General features: G+C 71.4%; 11 protein-coding genes. 7 read left to right on the plus strand and 4 right to left on the minus strand.

Translation table 11 applies throughout. From position 1 onward, the window contains the following. Positions 1-6 precede the first annotated feature (6 nt). Both IPH07_18120 and IPH07_18125 read left to right on the plus strand, forming a co-directional pair. Positions 7-1,686, plus strand: a complete 1,680-nt coding sequence (locus IPH07_18120) for a hypothetical protein (protein MBK6919318.1) — start codon at positions 7-9, stop codon at positions 1,684-1,686. Between the two features lie 164 nt (positions 1,687-1,850). Next, complete coding sequence (locus IPH07_18125) at positions 1,851-3,236, plus strand: hypothetical protein (protein MBK6919319.1); 1,386 nt, start codon at positions 1,851-1,853, stop codon at positions 3,234-3,236. Between the two features lie 44 nt (positions 3,237-3,280). On the opposite strand, the gene IPH07_18130 is transcribed toward IPH07_18125, so the two are convergent. Next, positions 3,281-6,214 carry an insulinase family protein gene (locus IPH07_18130; protein ID MBK6919320.1) on the minus strand — a complete coding sequence of 978 codons (2,934 nt, stop codon included), beginning with the start codon at positions 6,212-6,214 and terminating at the stop codon, positions 3,281-3,283. Between the two features lie 206 nt (positions 6,215-6,420). Here IPH07_18130 and IPH07_18135 point away from each other — a divergent pair, with 206 nt between their 5' ends. The 3 genes from IPH07_18135 (at position 6,421) to IPH07_18145 (ending at position 10,829) form a co-directional block, all read left to right on the plus strand. After that, positions 6,421-8,079, plus strand: coding sequence for a VCBS repeat-containing protein (locus tag IPH07_18135; GenBank protein ID MBK6919321.1), 1,659 nt, complete (start codon positions 6,421-6,423; stop codon positions 8,077-8,079). A gap of 96 nt (positions 8,080-8,175) precedes the next feature. Continuing rightward, positions 8,176-9,510 (plus strand): hypothetical protein, encoded by a 1,335-nt coding sequence (locus tag IPH07_18140; protein ID MBK6919322.1) that lies wholly within the window; start codon positions 8,176-8,178, stop codon positions 9,508-9,510. Beyond that, a complete protein-coding gene (locus IPH07_18145; GenBank protein MBK6919323.1) occupies positions 9,489-10,829 on the plus strand; it encodes a hypothetical protein in 1,341 nt (446 codons plus the stop codon). Before IPH07_18140 ends, IPH07_18145 begins: the two co-directional genes overlap by 22 nt. On the opposite strand, the gene IPH07_18150 is transcribed toward IPH07_18145, so the two are convergent. After that, positions 10,813-13,614, minus strand: coding sequence for a serine/threonine protein kinase (locus tag IPH07_18150; protein ID MBK6919324.1), 2,802 nt, complete (start codon positions 13,612-13,614; stop codon positions 10,813-10,815). The genes IPH07_18145 and IPH07_18150 overlap by 17 nt on opposite strands. Positions 13,615-13,751: 137 nt before the next feature. Between IPH07_18150 and IPH07_18155 the strand changes: the two genes are divergently transcribed. Further along, on the plus strand, positions 13,752-14,369 hold the full coding sequence (locus IPH07_18155) for a hypothetical protein (protein ID MBK6919325.1): 618 nt from the start codon (positions 13,752-13,754) through the stop codon (positions 14,367-14,369). A 39-nt stretch (positions 14,370-14,408) separates the two neighbouring features. Here IPH07_18155 and IPH07_18160 read toward each other — a convergent pair whose 3' ends face one another. After that, positions 14,409-15,026 (minus strand): sigma-70 family RNA polymerase sigma factor, encoded by a 618-nt coding sequence (locus tag IPH07_18160; GenBank protein MBK6919326.1) that lies wholly within the window; start codon positions 15,024-15,026, stop codon positions 14,409-14,411. A 164-nt stretch (positions 15,027-15,190) separates the two neighbouring features. On the opposite strand from IPH07_18160, the gene IPH07_18165 reads away from it, so the two are divergent. Further along, positions 15,191-15,946 (plus strand): hypothetical protein, encoded by a 756-nt coding sequence (locus tag IPH07_18165; GenBank protein MBK6919327.1) that lies wholly within the window; start codon positions 15,191-15,193, stop codon positions 15,944-15,946. Between the two features lie 63 nt (positions 15,947-16,009). Here IPH07_18165 and IPH07_18170 read toward each other — a convergent pair whose 3' ends face one another. Next, positions 16,010-17,092 (minus strand): hypothetical protein, encoded by a 1,083-nt coding sequence (locus IPH07_18170; GenBank protein MBK6919328.1) that lies wholly within the window; start codon positions 17,090-17,092, stop codon positions 16,010-16,012. Positions 17,093-17,249: the final 157 nt, after the last annotated feature.

The following is a 17,249-nucleotide window of genomic DNA, read 5'->3' on the forward strand; positions in this document are numbered from 1 at the left end:
CGCCGGGTGCGTCCCACCCACGATCAGCACGGCGCGGGACTGCGGCCGGATCTTGTCGCTGCACGGATCCGAGCGGTCGTCGGTCCCTGTGCGCATCCGCTTCGAACCGCAGTCCCGCGCCGCCTGAACGTTCGGCATACTGAACTCCGTTTAGCATGGTGCATCCAGGCGTGCAACGAGGCGCCCGAACCCGGACGAGGCGGGAGCGCGTGCGGGACGGAACTCGGGGCGTGGTCCCACCCATGCACCGAGGAGCCGCCGCGACGTCGGCCGGCACATGCGAGCATGTCCATGGATTCGTGTCGTTTCATCGTTCTCGGCCTCGCCCTGTGTCCCGGCGGATGCACGCCGAACGCACAGGGCTCTGTCCTCGAGACCAGTTCTGGCGAGGTCGCCTCCACCACGGACGGCGAGAGCACCGGCGAGCCCCCCGCACCGAGCGAGTGCCCAGCCCCCGGCGCGGGTCCGACGATGGCGGGCGACGTGACGACGGACGCCACGTGGACCGCGGATGGCAGCCCCTACATCGTCGACCACAACATCACGATCCGCGCGACGCTGACGCTCGAGCCCTGCACACGGGTGCTCTTCGCCCCCGACGTCGGCGCGGTGGTTCGCGACGCCGGACGGATCGTCGGCCACGGAACCGAAGCCATGCCGATCGAGCTCGCGCAGCTCGAGCCCGGCAGCCCGTGGGGCAACATTCGGATCTGGCAGGGCGGTCCGCTCGAACTCTCGTACACCACGATCGCAGGTGGTGGCGCGGTGGGGAGCACCGTCGGCCTCGCCGCGGCCATGATCGACGCACAGGGCGTGGACGTCGAAGGCGTCGGCGCGCTCCGATTTGATCACGTGACCGTGCGCGACTCGGACTCGCAGGGGATCATCCTGCGCGACGGAGCCCGATTCTCTGCCGACTCGGCGGGACTCGTCGCGACCGGCAACGCAGGGCACCCGGTGAACATGTGGGCCCAGGGGGTGTCGACGCTGCCGAGCGGCGAGTACACGGGCAACGAGGTCGACGCGATCTTCTTGGTGGGTAGCGGTCCTGCGAGCATCGCCCAGGACGCAACGATCCACGATCGGGGCGTGCCGTACATCGTGGGTACGCCGGAGACCGGCACCCAGCTGCGGGTCACGGGTGAAGCGGCGTCGGTGCCCCTGCTCACCATCGAGCCCGGCGTCGAGCTTGCGTTCGGCCCAGGAGGCGGCCTGCACCTCGACTATGGGTCACACAGCGGCCCAGCACGCGGCGCACTGGTCGCGGTCGGCACCCAAGATGCACCGATTCGCTTCACGTCGTCCGCCCAGGCTCCGGCGGCGGGGGACTGGTACGGCATCTACTTCTGGAACGAGCCCGATCCCCGCAGCGCGATCGAGCATGCCGTCGTCGAGTACGCCGGCGGCACGAGCCAGATCGGCAGCTCGACGTGCGCGTGGTCCGGGACGCGGCCGCACGACGGGGCGATCCGCTTCCTCGGCGAGCCGGCGCCCGCTGGGCAGCTCGTCACGAACACGCTGATTCGCAACAGCGCCGGGCACGGTATCGACCGCGGTTGGATGGGCGACCTCATCGACTATCAAGCCACCAATACCTTCGAATCGATCGCGTTCTGCATCGAGAGTTACCCGCATCCGCTCGATCCGACGCCGTGCCCCGACCCCGCGCCCTGCCCGATGCAGTGACGCTCCTGCGTCGCAAGTCGTCCGCGCCGAGCGGCGAAGACACGCGAGCGGCGGGCGCTAGACGACCCCCGAAGGGCACCTGCAGCGGCCTCCGGCGAAGTTCAGTAAAAGGTACAGCTAGTCAGTAAGATGACCGCTGCCGCCCCTTGGGCAGGCCTCGGCCCATGACCTTCCTCCTCTCGCTCCTCCTCCACGTCGCGCCGGCGACGGACCCCGCACGGACCTACGACGGTGTCGACGCCGCGCCAGCGCCCGCCACGGCGCCACCCGTGACACCCGTGGCCACCATGACGGCCGCGCCGGCGACGGCCGTGGCGCCCGCACCGACGACACCCGTGAAATCCGACGGCGCCGTCACGGCCCCGGCGAGGGCGCCCAGCTTCGCTGCGCCGACCTACGGCCTCGACACCACGCCCGCGCCGCTCGACACGACCAGCCCGAAGTTCACGCCGGGCAAGGGCCTGTCGCTGCGCAGCACCGACGGCCGGTTCGCGCTCAACCTCTCGCTGCGCACGGGCTTCCAGTACACGCTACAGCAGCCCCACGACGGCGCTGCGCTGCGGCAGGGCCTCGAGCTCCGACGCCTGCGCACGGTGTTCTGGGGCCACCTGTTCGGCCCGCACAACCAGTACTTCATCCAGCTCGCGCTCGCGCCCCGCGAGCTGCAGCTGCGCGACGGCAGCTTGCACTCGCATCCCGCGTGGGATGTGTACATGCAGTTCGACTACCTGCGTGATCTGACGCTGCGCGTGGGCATGTATCGGCCGCAGTACAGCCGCGAGCGGCTGATCCAGGACATCAACCCGCTGCTCGTCGACCGCTCGCTCGCCAACGCAGAGTTCAACCTCGATCGCGACATCGGCTTCGACATCCGCTCCGAGGACTTCCTCGGCCTCGGGCACCTGCGCTACTTCGCCGGCGTGTTCATGGGCGAGGGTCGCAACGCCGAGGGGCTCGGCGACGGCGGGCTGCTGTACACCGGCCGGGTCGACGTGCTGCCGCTGGGGCTCTTCGACGACTACGACGCCGCCGATCTGACGCGGGCCAAGAAGCTGCGCATGAGCTTCGGGGCCGCGTACGCGTATATCGATCGCGCCCACGCCGATCGCGGCGTCCTGGGCAACGCGCCCGCCGATGGCGGCACCACCAACATGCACAACGCGACCGCCGACGCGCTCGTGAAGTTCGCAGGGCTCTACCTCGAGGGCGGCTGGCTGTGGCGTCGCGGCATGCGGAACCCCGGCGACACCGTCGACGACGCGGGCGATCCGATCCCCACCGCAGCGCCGCGCAACGGCCACGGCTACTTCGCGCAGCTCGGCTTCCTGCTGCCGCACACATACCTCGAGCCAGCGTTCCGCATCTCGCAGGTGTTCTCGCAGGGGTCCAACACGGCGTTGGGCGACTCGAGCGAGATCGGCGGCGGGCTCAACTACTACTTCGCCGGCCACAACCTCAAGCTGCAGCTCGACTACTTCCGGCTGTGGAAGCGCGCGGCGCTGCGCCAGGGCACCGATCAGCTGCGCGTGCAGCTGCAGATGGCGTTCTGAGCCCGTCACCGGCTGGCCGGCGTCGGCGCCCGCGGGGCCTCGCTTCAGCGGCTGTAGAGGGAGCCCTCTCGCACGCGCACGACCTTGCCGTAGCGCGCGAGATCCTTGGGCTTCACCTTGCGCGGGTCGCCGACCACCATGATCGCGACCGGTCGCTGGGCGACGTGCTCGCGATAGAAGCGTTCGATGTCGTCGAACTCGATCTGCGCGTAGCCGGCCATCAGCTCGGGGCGAGGATCGCCGTCGTGACCGCGGCGGCGCCAGGTCTCGAGCTCGGCCTGCAACTCGCGGAACGGCGGCGTCGCGGTCTCCTGGCTGCGCGAGAGCGCCTGCCTCACCATGCCCATGCGCTCGGGCTTGCTCGGCATCTGCGTGATGAGTCCGAGCATCACGTCGATGGCCTCGAAGGTCTTGTCGGCCTGACAGCCCACGAAGCCCTGCAGCCAGCCGTGCTGCTGCGGCTCGTCGTCGCGTTCGTAGTCGCCGTGGGCGGAGTAGGCCAGCGCCCGCAGCTCGCGAACCTCTTGGAACACCAGGCCCGCCATGCCGCCGCCGAAGTACTCGCTGAAGGCGTCGGCAGCCGCGCGATCGGCCGGCACCACCGCGGCGCCGTCGACTGCGAACCACAGTCGGGTCTGCACCGCGTCGCGTCGCGGCACGAAGTAGACGGTGGTCTGCGACGGCAGCACCCGCGCGGGGATGACCTGTGGCTTGGCCGGGAGCTGGGCCACGCCCGGCGGCAACGCGTGATCGAGCGCGCGGGCGATCTCCACCAGCGGCTTGCGTCCGACGTAGCGGGCCTCGATCGCGTAGTCCTGCACCCGTCGCCATGCGCGGCGCAGCCGCTCGGGCCCCAGCGCCCGCGCGCCGCCCGGTCCGGTCTCGCGGCGGTACTTCGACTGCTCCCCCCACACCACGCGCTCGCGCAGCGCGTCGGCGACGTTGCCGGCGTCCTTGCGACCGATGCGGCGGTAGCCCCAGATCTCGCGACGCACCTGTCGCAGCGGCCGGCGCTCGAACGCCGGCGCGTCGAGGAGCTCGGTGAGCAGGCGCAGCGCACGGGTGCGATGTTGCTCGGGCCCCTGCAGCGTGACCACGAACCGATCGGACTCGGCGCGGGCCTCGAGCGTGGTGCTCAGCCGGAACAGCTCGCGATGGAAGCGCTCGCGCGGGATGTGCTCGCCGCCGATGCGCCCGAGCACGTCGGCGAGCATGTCGAGCTCGCGGATGTCGTCGGTGCCGACGCCGAAGCGCAGCTCGAGGGTGTAGATGTCGTTGAACGGGTTGCCGTTGCCGTGCAGCGTCACGCCCTCGCGCACGTTCGCGTGGTCGAGGTCGCGGGCCGGATCGACCAGCGCGAGCTTCGGCGCCGGCGAGGGCCGCTCCTGCATCGCGCGGTAGAAGCTCGAGTGAGCGCCGGGCACCGGCGTGACCGGCGGGGTCTTGGGCTTCTCGAGTCGCTGCTTCTTGGGATAGCCCGCGCGCGAGCGGATGGTCAGATGCGAGGCGCCGAACATGCGCGCGGCGGCCCGCACCACATCGGCCTTGGTCATGCCATGCAGCCGCGCGAGGTAGTCGAGCTGCCCCTGCCAGCCGCCGCGGGCCACGAATGCGTGCGCCATCGCGAGCGCGCGCTCGCGGTTGTCCTCCCACCGCAGCGCGGCCTTGGTCAGCAGCGCGGTGCGCAGGGCCTCGAACTCGGCCGCGTCGAACTCGCCCTTCGCGATGCGCTCGAACTGCCGCAGCACCAGCCGCTCGGCGCCGGCGAAGCTCTGCGTGAGCAGGCGCGGCGCGTACGCGACGACGTCGAGGTTGCTGTCCGCGAGATCGGCCGGCACGTGCATCGCCAGCAACACCTTGCCGTCGTCGGAGAGGCGATCGATGAGCCCCGAGCGCTGCTCGTTCGACAGCAACAGCCGCGCGACCGAGAGCTCGGCGAACTCGGGGTCGGCCTCGCGCGGGGTCCGGAACGCGACCGCGCCCACGCGGATCGGCGACAGCCGCATCGCGACGCGCTCGCCGGGGCGAAACGGTGCGATCGTGCGGGCCGGCGGCGCGGGCGTGGGCTTGCCGGCCCAGCGGCCGAACTCGGCCTCGATCCACGGCCGCACGGTCGCGGTGTCGAAGTCGCCCGACAGCACCAGCACCATGTTGCCGGGCACGTACCAGCGCTCGAAGTAGGCCTTCATCGCGCGCAGCGACGGTCGCTTGAGGTGGTCGACCTCACCGAGCACGTCGTTGGTGCCGTAGGGATGCTGCGGAAAGGCCGCGCGCATGAAGCGACGGAACAGCTCGTAGCCGGTGGTGTCGATCGCGATGTTCTTCTCTTCGTAGACCGCCTCGAGCTCGGTGGGGAACAGGCGAAAGACCGGGTTCTCGAAGCGGTGGGCGTAGATCGCCAGCCACGCCTGCAGCTGCGAGGCGGGGAACGTGTTGTGGTAGACGGTCTCGTCGTAGGTCGTGAAGGCGTTGACGCCGGTGCCACCGATCTGGCCCAGCAGCGCGTCGAGCTCACCCGGCACCGCGTAGCGATACGACTGCGAGACCGCGGCGGCGAGCTCGGCCTGGATGCCCGCCCGTGCGCCGGCGTCGGCGCTGCGCAGCCGCTCGTAGAGCTCCTCGATGCGCTGCTGCACCGGCTGCTCGGCGCGCCAGTCGGTGGTGCCGAGATCCTGCGTGCCCTTGAACAGCATGTGCTCGAGGTAGTGCGCCATGCCGGTGTTGTCCGGCGGGTCGTTCTTGCCGCCGGTGCGCACCGCGACCGCGCCGAACACCTCCGGGCGCGCGTGGTTCTCGCTCAGCATCACGGTCAAGCCGTTGTCGAGCACGAAGGTCGTGACCTGCAACGGATCCTCGATCGCCGCGGCCTCGGCAGCATCGGCGGGCCACGGCACCGCGGCGACCTCCGGGCCCCCACGATCCTTCGGGGGCGTGAGCGCGAACAGTAGCGACAGGGAGAGCGAGGTCAGCAGGTGCACGTGCGATCCGGGGCCGACGCGGTGGCTGCAGCGGGCGTCGGCGCGTAGGATACCAGCGCTCGAGCGGCAAGCGTGGGCGACACGCCGCAGCGGTCGACCGCGGGCGCGAGCACGGGTGGCCTTGCGTGGGACGCACGCCGTGCGCGACCATCTTCGTTCGGACGCGCGCTCGCCCCTCGCGGCGGCGTGCGAAGGGGTGGGCGACGATGCGTAGATCCTGGCTGTTTCTGATTTCCCTGGCGGCCTGCGGCGGCGGCGATGCGTCGAGCTCGGACGCCAGCGCGGGGCTCACCGGTACCACGACCAACAACGGCAGCGACTCCGGCTCCGGCTCCACCGCGACCATCGGCACCTCGCTCACCACGGCCGGCAGTGACTCGGGCTCCGCGACCGAGGGCGTGAAGTTCGACGTGCCGGTCGAGGAGACCACCGGCACCACCGGCGTGTTGCCGCCCAGCTGCAAGGTCGAGGACGACATGAACGGCGTGGGCGACTGCACCGAGTTCGCGCCGCCCGACGCGTTCGAGCCGGTGACGCAGTGGGACTTCATGGGTCCGCCGGGGTTCGCCGAGTCGATCGTGACGCCGCTGGTCGCGAACATGACCGATGACAACGGCGACGGCGAGATCGACCTGTGCGACATCCCCGATGTCGTGGTGGTCGCGGGGCCACCGCTGGGCGACACGCCGCCGGCGCGCATCTACGTGCTCGACGGCGCCACCGGGGTGCCGCACTTCGACACCGGCGACGAGATGGTGCAGTGGGGCGGGACCCCTGCCCTGGGCGACATCGACGGCGACGGCATGGTCGAGATCGTGACCAGCCGGCCCAACGGCGCCGCGCACCTGGTCGCGTTCGGACACGATGGCACGCTCGAGTGGGAGAGCAGCGCGGTGTGGAACGGCGCGCAGTCCAGCGCAGTGGCCCTCGCCGACGTCGACGGCGACGGTGACGTCGAGATCGCCGCCGGCGCCAACCTGTTCGATCACACCGGGGCGTTGCTGTGGAGCCAGCCCGCCAACGATCAGAGCTACTCGGCGACCGCGATCGCCGACCTCGACGGCGATGATCAGATGGAGATCCTGGTCTCGGGTGCGGTCTTCCACGCCGACGGCACGCTCTACTGGAACGTGCCCCAGGCCAGCGGCGGCTGGTCGCATCCCCAGGTCGCCGACCTCGACGACGACCCCGAGCCCGAGGTCCTGTACGCGCTGAACAACGGCGTGGTCATGTTCGAACACGACGGCACGCTCGTGTGGGGCCCGACCGCGCCGGCGGGCAACCCCACCGACATGAACCGGCCGATCAACATCCACAACTACGACCTCGACGACGACCGCGAGTTCGGGGCCGCCGATCCCACGCACTACGGCATCTACAACCGCGATGCGAGCATCGTCTGGACCGCGCCGGTGCTCGACGCCAGCGGGCAGTCCGGCGGCACCGCGTTCGACTTCATCGGCGCAGGCGTGGCGCAGGCGATCTACATGGACGAGAGCACGGTCTACGTCTTCGATGACGCCGGCAGCGTGCTGATGCAGGTGCCGTATCGCTCCGGCACGATCATCGAGTACCCGACCGTCGCCGACATCGACAACGACGGCTCCGCCGAGATCCTCGTCGCCTCCAACACGCTGCTGTTCGGCGGCCAGGTCGAGTTCACGGTGCGTGCGGTGCGTGACGTGCGAGATCGGTGGGTGCAGGCGCGCCGCATCTGGAATCAGCACAGCTATCACGTCACCAACGTGCGGGAAGACGGCACCATCCCGCAGCACGAGCCCAAACACTGGGGCCTGCTCAATACCTTCCGCACCCAGGCGCAGATCGAGCAAGGCGGTCTGTGCCAGCCGCAGCCCCGCGGATGACGGCGCGCGCGACCGCGCGCTCCGAGCCCGCCGCGCTTCGAACCACTCCCCGTGTCGCAACACTGTTACGCTCCTGACGAGCAGGGGGTTGCAGCAATGACATACAAGCAGGTCTTGATCGCGGTGACGATGGTCGCCGCCTGTGCGGGCGGCGACGACGGCCGCGTGGATCCGACGCTCGGCACCACCGGCACCACGATGCCGATGACCGACTCCGGCGACGACGCCCCTGCGTGCGTGCCGGGCACGCAGATCGAGTGTGCGTGCAGCGGCGGCGTGCAGGGCGTGCAGGCGTGCCTGCCCGACGGTAGCGGCTACGACAGCTGCGAGTGCACGGCCGACGGCAGCGGCGACGGCAGCGGTGACTCCAGCTCCAGCGGTGAGCCCGACCCTTGCGGCAACGGCACCTGCGACGCCGACGAGGACTGCAACGGCTGCGAGCAGGACTGTGGCGTCTGTGAGCCGTGCACGCTCGCGCCGAGCTGCGAGGGCGCCGAGATCCCGCCGATGATCGAGACCCACGCCGACTTCCTCGACGATCCGATGATGGCCTACGTACCGCCGCACGAGATCGTCGCGATGTTGCAGACCCACGTCGAGCAGGCGACCCCGGCCGCGCGGCTGCTGGCCGCGGCGCTGGCCGAGCCCACCAAGGGCGAGCCGTCGATCGTCGCCACCCTGCGCTCGGCCCTCGCCGCCCACCCCACCGCGACCGCAGCGGTGCGACGGCAGTTCGCCGCGGTCGGGCTCACCGCGCCGGGGAGCTATCGTGCGGCGCACCCGCTGTCGGCCGCTCACGAGGCCGTCGCGGCCACCGAGTTGGTGGCGCCGACGCGACCGTTCACCGCGCCGTGCGACGACCCGCGCCTGCGGGTCCGCGTCGCGCGGCTCGACGTCCACGAAGAGGACGACGATTTCGCCAACGACGAGGTCTACTGCGCGATCACGGCCGAGGCCTCGGAGGCGGCGGAGATCAAGATCACGCCCATTACCCCCGCGCTCGACGAGGGCGACTCACAGGTCTACTCGGTCGACGGTGGCACCGTGTGGGGCCAGAGCAGCCTGGCGGCGCCCAAGGGCAACCTCTTGCTGACCTACTACTGCATCGAGTCCGACACCTCGAACGGCTATGCCGATCTGGTGATGGCGGTCGGCGACGCAGCGATGGCGGCCAACGGCGTCGACATCCCCGGCGTCGACGGCTGGGTGTTCCCCACCGTCGGCGTGGTCGCCAACCTGCTCGCCGGCGCGCTCTCGCTCGACGGCGACGACCAGCTCTTCAACGCCTCGCAGGTGGTCCCCGAGGATCAGCACGTCTCGCTCACGCAGGGCGCGTGGTGGTCGGTGCGGCGCAACGGCACGCACATCAACTCGGACTGGGACTGGGAGCTGCGCATGGAGATCTGGGGTTGCCACGACAACGCGGGCTGACGCCAGCGCTCGTGCTCACGGTCGCCACGGCGTGCGGCGCCGGGCCCCGCGACGAGACCCACACCGCCGGGCCCGTGACCCTGGCCTCGGCGGTGGCCGACAGCGGCGTGGGTGACGGCACCGTCGGCGACAAGCTCGACGCGCTCGGTGACACCGGCCTCATGCCGGCCGAGCGCTGCCCGGCGCTCCAGCCGGGCGAGGGCGGTGGCGTCGGCAGCTTCGACTTCAGCTACATCTGGATCGCGAACTCCACCGCCGGCACGGTCTCGAAGATCGACACCGTGACCGCGGTCGAGGTCGCGCGCTACTACACCAGCCCCTACGAGGGCGACGGCGATCCGTCGCGCACGGCGGTCAACCGGGTCGGCGATGCTGCGGTCACGAGTCGGGCGGGCGGCACCGCCAAGATCGCGGCCGCGAGCGATCGCTGCGACGACCTCAACCACAACGGCGTCATCGACACCTCGAGCGGCCCCGACGACGTGCTGCCGTGGGGCAGCGACGAGTGCGTGCGCTGGTACGCCGAGCTCGCCGGCGGAGGTGGCGACCCGCTCAATCACCAAGGCCCGCGCCCGACTGCATGGGACGCCGGCACCGGTGCGGATCCCTGCAGTCGCCTGTGGGTCGGCTGGTGGCATCGCGGACAGAACCGCGGCTACTTCCGTCGTCTCGACGGCGAGGACGGCAGCACCCTCGACGAGGTCGAGGTGCCCGACTGGGACATGTCGTCGACGGCCAAGGTGTGGGGCCCGTACGGTGGAGCGGTGGACGCCAGCGGCGACTTCTGGGTGCTCGGCCGCGCAGGCCCGCTGGTGCGCATCGACGGCGAGTCGCTCGCGGTCGATCGCTGGGAGCTGCCCGAGGGCACCGACGGCTACGGCATCGCGCTCGATGGCTTCGGCCGGCCGTGGATCGCCGGCAACAAGGGCGACGTGAGTCGCTTCGATCCCGCCGACGAGACCTTCACGACGCTCGTCGTGCCGGGGAAGGTCGGTGGCCGAATCCTCCGCGGGCTCGCGATCGATCGCAACGGGCATGCGTTCATCGCGGCCAACTACCCCTGCGCGCTGGTCGAGATCGACACCAACGCGATGGCGGTGCTCGACGACGCCATCGCGCTGCCGGGTTGCGACACGCCGGTGGGCGTCGCGGTCGATGTCGATGGTCGCGTGTGGCTGCCCGATCAGGTCGCCGGGCTCGCGCTGCGCTACGACCCCGCGAGCGGCACCACCGTGGCGACCGAGGGACTCGATCATCCCTACACGTACTCGGACATGACCGGGGTCGGCTTCGACCTCGTCATCAACCCCGCGGGCTGACGACGGGCGGCTCCGCGGGCACGGCGTCGAGCCCCGCCAGCGCCGCGCGGGCCTGCTCGCGCAGCCGCGCATGGGCGCCGGGGGTCGGCGAGAGGATCGCGAGCGCACGCGCGATCGATGCCCGTCCCTCGGCGACACGGCCCTGCAGCAGCCGCGCGCGACCCAGCCCGACCAACGCGAACACCAGTGGTCGGGCCGCGCTGCCGTAGCGACGCTCGAGCCGCGCCAGTGCAGCCGCCAGCGCATCGGCAGCCTCGTCGACGTGGCCCTGCGCCAGCAGCACCTGCCCGCGCATGTCGATGCGCCGCGTGAGGTCGGGATGTTGCACATCGTCGGGCAGCCCCACGTCCGCGACCGCGTCGGCCTCGGCCAGCGCCTCGTCGAGCTGCCCCAGCTCGAGCAACGCCGCGGCTGCGCCGTTGCGCAGCCAGGCGGTCTGCAGCCAGATCTGCAGATCGCGAAAGACGTTGGCGACCTCGTCCTCGGGTGCGGGCGCCTGCTCGAGCCGTGGCTGCCGCTCGTGTCGCGCCAGCGCGTCGCGGTAGTGGCGGAGCGCCGCGCTGGCATCGCCACGTTCGAGGGCGATGTCGCCGAGGTGCGCGATGCTGTGGATGACCCACACCGAGTCTTCGCCGAAGATCTCGCGACGGATCGTCAGTGCATCGGCGAAGTGGCGCTCGGCGGTGTCGAGGTCGCCGGCCAGGAAGTAGGTCTCGGCGAGGTTGCCGGTGGCGTTGGCGACCATGACGTGGCGGCTGCCGAGCTCCGCGATCGCGATCGCCACGGCCTGCTGGTAGTCGCGCCGCGCGTCGTCGTACTCGTCGTGGCGGAAGTGGGTCTCGCCCAGCAGGTTGTAGGTCTGCGCCAGCCAACGGCGGCTGCTCGCACCGCTGCGCTCGAACGACACCCGCGCGCGCTCGAGCGCCGACAAGGCGTCGCCGTCGTCGCGCTGCATCGTGCTCAGCTCGCCCAGCGCGAGCTCGACGCGTCCGAGCAGCTCGGGCGGATCGCCCAGCGCCGCGACGGCCTCGCGGGCGCGGGGTGCGAGCGCGAGTGCGCCGTCGTAGTCGCCGCGGAAGACCCCCGCCTCGACCGACATGACCATCGCGATCGCCAGCAGATCGCCGCGGCGCGCGGCCTCGGCCGAGAGCACTGCGGCGTGCATCGTCGCCACCGGGTCGACCTCGAGGCGCGAGCCGACCAGCGGGTTCTCGAGCTCGGCCTGTGCGAGCAGGGCCTCGGACTCCAGCGATCGATCGCCGAGCGTACGCGCCTGCTCCACCGCGGCGTGGGCCGCAGCGAGGCCGTCGACGAGCTTGCCGACGTCGCCGAGCGCACGCGCGCGGGCGATCGCCGCCCGCAGCTCGAGGTCCTGCGCGGGGTCGTGCGCCGGCGCGGTCGGGGCGGCGTAGAGACACTCCGCGGGTGCACGCAGCGCGCGACCTCCGATCGCGGCGTGCTCGACCACCGCTGCGTCGGCGCGGGTGAACGCCGCCGTCAGCGACGACAGCTCGAGCAGCCGCGTGTGCAGGCAGTACTGCTGCGCGAGTGCGACCGCGTCGTCTTGCCCGTGCTCGTTGCACGCTTGCGCATGGGCCTCGCGCCACGCGAGCGCGAATCGGTCGAACGCCGCCGCCAGCTGGGCCGACCGCTCGTCGGCGTAGGCGAGACCGGTCGCGGCGAAGGCGGCGTGGATCTGCTGCGCGACCTCGGGATTCCACACCTGCGCGAGTCGATCGTCGCGCTCGCTGCAGCCCGGACGCGCCGGCGTGGTCGCGGCCATCGCCAATCCCGCCGCGCCGAGCCCGACAGCGAGCAACGGCAGCCACGTCCACCGACGACGCCGATGGCCACGCTCGAGCTCGCGGGCGAGCGCCGCCATGTCAGCGAAGCGAGCCGCGGGCGCCGTCTGCAGCCCACGGGCCACCACACGCTCGAGCCACCGCGGCACCGCGGCGCCCTCGGGCGGCGGGCGACGACGCCCGGCGGTCACCGCCGCGGCCAGGGCCATGCGATCGCGCCCCTGGAACGGCCGCTCGCCGTACAGCGCCTCGTGCAGCGCGACGCAAAGCCCGAACTGATCGGTGCGCGCCTGCTCCGCGTCGCACAAGAACTGCTCCGGGGCCATGTATGCCGGCGTGCCGACGCCCGCGGTCGACGACGCGGTATCGCTCCGAGTGAGCGCGTGCGGCTCGTCGCGGCCGAACGCGCGCGCGATGCCGAAGTCCGACACACGCACCCGTCCGTCGGCGCCGATGAGGATGTTCTCCGGCTTCACGTCGCGGTGTACGATGCCGGCGCAGTGCGCCGCGTGCAGGCCGTGCGCCGCCTGTGCGAACACCTCGACGATCTCCCGCCACTGCGGCTGCGTCGCCAGCCACTGCCGCATCGTGCGGCCCTCGACCAGCTCGAGCGTGACGAACACCTGGCCCTCGTGCTGGCCGGCGTCGTACACCGGCACCACGTTGGGGTGGGAGAGCCGCGCGAGCGCCTTGGCCTCGCGTACGAGTGCATCGCCCTCGTCGCCGCTGGCGCGCGCGTGCAGCAGCTTGATGGCGACCCTGCGATCGAGCTCCGGATCGATCGCCGACCACACCACACCGCTGGCGCCCTCGCCGAGCCGCGCGATCACCCGATAGCGGCCGATGCGTGGCGGTGCGACGGTGGTGCCGAACAACCGGCTCGCGACGTTGGCGTGCCAGTGGGCCGCCTGGAGGTCGCGCCCGAGCGGCGCCGCATCGCGCACGCGCCCCTCCAGCCGCTCCTCGTGCGCGCGGTCGTCCACGGTGACCTCATCATCGCTCAATTCGGAGCCGGCCCCTCGCCACTGCGGCGGACGGCTGTGATCGCCGCCACCGGCCCGGCGCAGCGCCGCAATCGTCGGTGGGCCGGTGCTGCTCTACCGCCGCCGGAGATTCGACGATGCCCCGATTCCCTCGCCTTGCGCTCCGCCTGTCCTGCCTGCTCGCCATCGCGCCTGCCTGCGTCGTCACCGACGCTGACGGCGACGACGACGACGGCGCCGACTCGAGCGCGTCGGCCGACGACACCAACGCCCAACCCCAAGGTGAGTCCGGCGCAACGCAGGCCGGCGGCGCCGCGGACGGCAACGGCGGCGGCGAGGCGCTCCCCCGCGCGGGCACGTGGCGCTACGAGGAGACCGCCGGTGCCACCAACGACTGCAGCTTCATCGCGCAGCCGAGCAACGGCTTCGGCATGTTCGAGATCACGACCACGGGCGCCGGCACCTTCGAGATCACGCCTGGCGATACCACGGCGCCGTTCGTGTGCAGCGCCGGCGGTGGCAGCTTCGCGTGCGACGAACGCCTCACCGGCACGATCGACGAGGTGCCCGGCTACGACGTGGTCGGCAACATCCTGGTGTCGGTCGAGGGCACCGTGATGAGCAGCACTTCGATCGTGGGCCAGCAGCTGGGACGCATCGACTGTGTGGGCTCCGACTGCGCCGCGGCCTCCGCCGCGTTGGGCGTCGCGTTCCCGTGCGAGTTCGCGGTGCCGTTCACAGGTACCGCGTCCTAGGCGCGTCGAGGCGGGCACTCGCGCCGGCGCGGCAGGGCCTCAGCGCGCGCCGGCCTGCGCGCGCACCGATCGCGCCCAGTCCTCGAGACCTGCGAGCGTCGAGTGGAGCTCGGCCTCGCCCTCGCCGAGCTCGCCGAGCGCTTGCTCGAGCAGCGCGCGTCCGCGGCGGATCCGCGTGCGCACGGTGCCTTCGGGCAGCTCGAGCACGCGCGCGAGCTCCGAGGCGGCGAGGTCCTCCCAGTAGTAGAGCTCGAGCACGACCTGAAGCTCGAGCGGGACCCGGCGCAGCGCCTCGAGCAGCATCCGCTGCTCCTTTCGCTGCGCGAGGATCGTGGTGGGCGACGGGCCGTGATCATGCACGGAGTGCACGAGCGGATCGAAGCGCGCCTGCTCGCGACCGCTGCGCTTGAGATGGGCGTAGAGCTCGTGGCGGGCGATCGTGAACAGATAGGTGCGAAAGCTCGCCTCGCCGCGGAAGCGATCGCGGCTCTCGACCAAGGCCAGCATCGTGCGCTGGATCAGGTCGTCGACACCGTCACCCGCCGCCAACTTGTTGCGGAAGAATCGGCACAACGCGTCGAAGTGCCGCTCGAACAACGCACTGCCGGCGGTGGAGTCGCCGCCGCGCCAGCGATCGAGCAGCGCGAGGTCGCCCATCTCGGCGGCCCCGCGTGGCCCGCTGTCGTCGCGTTCTTCGTCATCGGCCACGGTTCGTCGTCTGCGAGCGATCGTAGCGCACCGGGGTACTGCCCGCACGAGCGAGGGCGCGCGCCCGGCTCGACGGGGCGCTTCGCGACGGTGGTAGCATCGTCCGAGGGTCCTTGCCGCGCTGCAACGACATCGTGTACCCGTCGTGGGCCGTCACTACCGTGCGCGTGCTCTGCGTCGGTGCGCTCGCGTCGGCACCGGCATGCGCCGGCGGAGCCAAGCCCGACGACGCGCCGCCCCTCGGTGGCGTCGGTGAGGCCGACGACGGCGACAGCGAGATCGCAACGAGCGTCGTCGACGGCGACACGGGCGACACCGTCGACGACCCATCGGTTGGGGACACCGCCGGCGCCAGCAGCAGCGCCGGCGTCGAGGACTCGACCGGCGCGGGCGGCAGCGATGGCAGCGATGGCAGCTCGTCGAGCTCGGGCGGCGACACACCTTCGTGCCCGCAGCTGGCGACCTGCGCGACCGCGACCGTCATCGGACAAGTCAGCGGCGATGCTGCCTCGCCGCTGCTCGGGGCCGAGGGCTCCGAGCCGACGTGGATCTCGCTGCAGGTCACCGAGGACAACGACGCGCTGACCGGGGAGGCCGTCAGCTTCACGGCGACGCTCGACAGCCCGCCCGGCGCCGACTTCGACCTCTTCGTCTACCGCGGCGCGGCCGGGGGCTCGACCGGCTGCGGCGGCGTGGCCCAACAGTCGACCTCCGCCGGCCCCAGCGACGTCGTGCACATGAGCTGGGGCGAGGCCGGGGTCGCCAACGGCATCGACGACCGCGCATGGGTGGCCATCGAGATCCGGCCCAAGGCCGACGCCTGTGACGGGCTCGCGACCTGGGTGTTGACGGTCGAGGGCGACACCTGAAGGCGCGCAACGACGGTCGCCCGCGGGCGCTGCCCGTCGCCGCGGGGTGCCGCCGGCGGGCTGCTACGGCGCGGTGCAGCAGAAGGTGAACGGCCCCGCGGTCGCGACCTCACCCTCGGGCAGCGAGGGGTTGATCACCGAGCACGGCGCTTCGTCGCCGAAGGTGACCGTCACCGAGCTGCCGATCGCCGCCGAGCACTGGCCGTTGCCGAACGGCACCTCCGCCACCGGCTCGCCGGCGCAGTCGGGGCCACCGAACACCTGCAGCAGCCCCTCGTTGTAGCAGCTGTTGTAGCCGACGCTGCTGCACGAGCAGTTGCTGCAATCGCGGGAGTCCTCGACGCCGGTGTAGAAGATCTGCTTCTGCGTGAAGCCACCGGCCGGGCACTCGACGTCGCCCTGTTGGTAGATGCACCACACCGCCTCGAAGCCCTCGGGCGCCGGCGGCAAGCAAACGCCATCGGTGCACACCAGCGGCGTCTCCGGCAGGCGACAGCTGCGGATGGTGGCGTCCCACGCCACCGGCGAGATGTCCTCGTTTGCTTCCTTCATGCACGTGGGCGGCGGATAGCCGCCGAACGAGAAGCCGTTCACGAAGCCGTCGAGCTCGATGTTCGCGCACATGCCGGGCGACACGTTGGCGTAGTTGTAGTAGTTGTAGTCGTAGCAGTTGGACTGCGTGTGGCCGCGGACGAAGCCCTGGCACGCCGCGCCACCGCTCAGGTTGCACTCGCAGGTGCACTCGGCCGGCGGCGGGTCGTTGAAGCCCGCCAGCAGCGTCGGCCCCGGATCCGGGTACTCGGCGGGGCATGCTGGAATCTCGCTGCCCGCGGGAATCTGCGCGTAGATCGTGGGCCCGAACCAACCGCTGGGTGCATCCTCGCCGCAGCTGCCGGTGCCGCACTGCGGATCGCCGGTGGTTTCCGCCGTGGTCGTGGGCGAGGTCGTCGAGACGGTCGTGACGTCGCTGCTCGACGACTCGGACGAGCCCGTCTCGTCGGCCGTCGACGTGGCCGTCATCGTGCTGGTGCTACCGCTCGACGAGTCCGCGTTGGTCTCGCTGCCGCTGCTGTCCGTGCAACCGGGCAGGAACGCCAAACAACCGGTGAACAGCGGCAAGGTTCCGAAGAGAAAGCTATCGCGCATTGCCAATCACGACGGTCGCCACACGAGGATCGCGACCGCCCCTTCAGGTCAGGACGGTAGCCCACCCGAGACGCCGGCGACAAGGCCCGCCCCGAACGCGAGCGTCGCTCGCGTTTGGGTGACCGGAATGTGACGCGCGGCGGTGCCGGCGCTCGGA

This window comes from Deltaproteobacteria bacterium, from assembly GCA_016709225.1.
In the GTDB taxonomy this organism is placed as follows: Bacteria; Myxococcota_A; Polyangia; order Nannocystales; family Nannocystaceae; genus Xiheibacterium; species Xiheibacterium phototrophicum.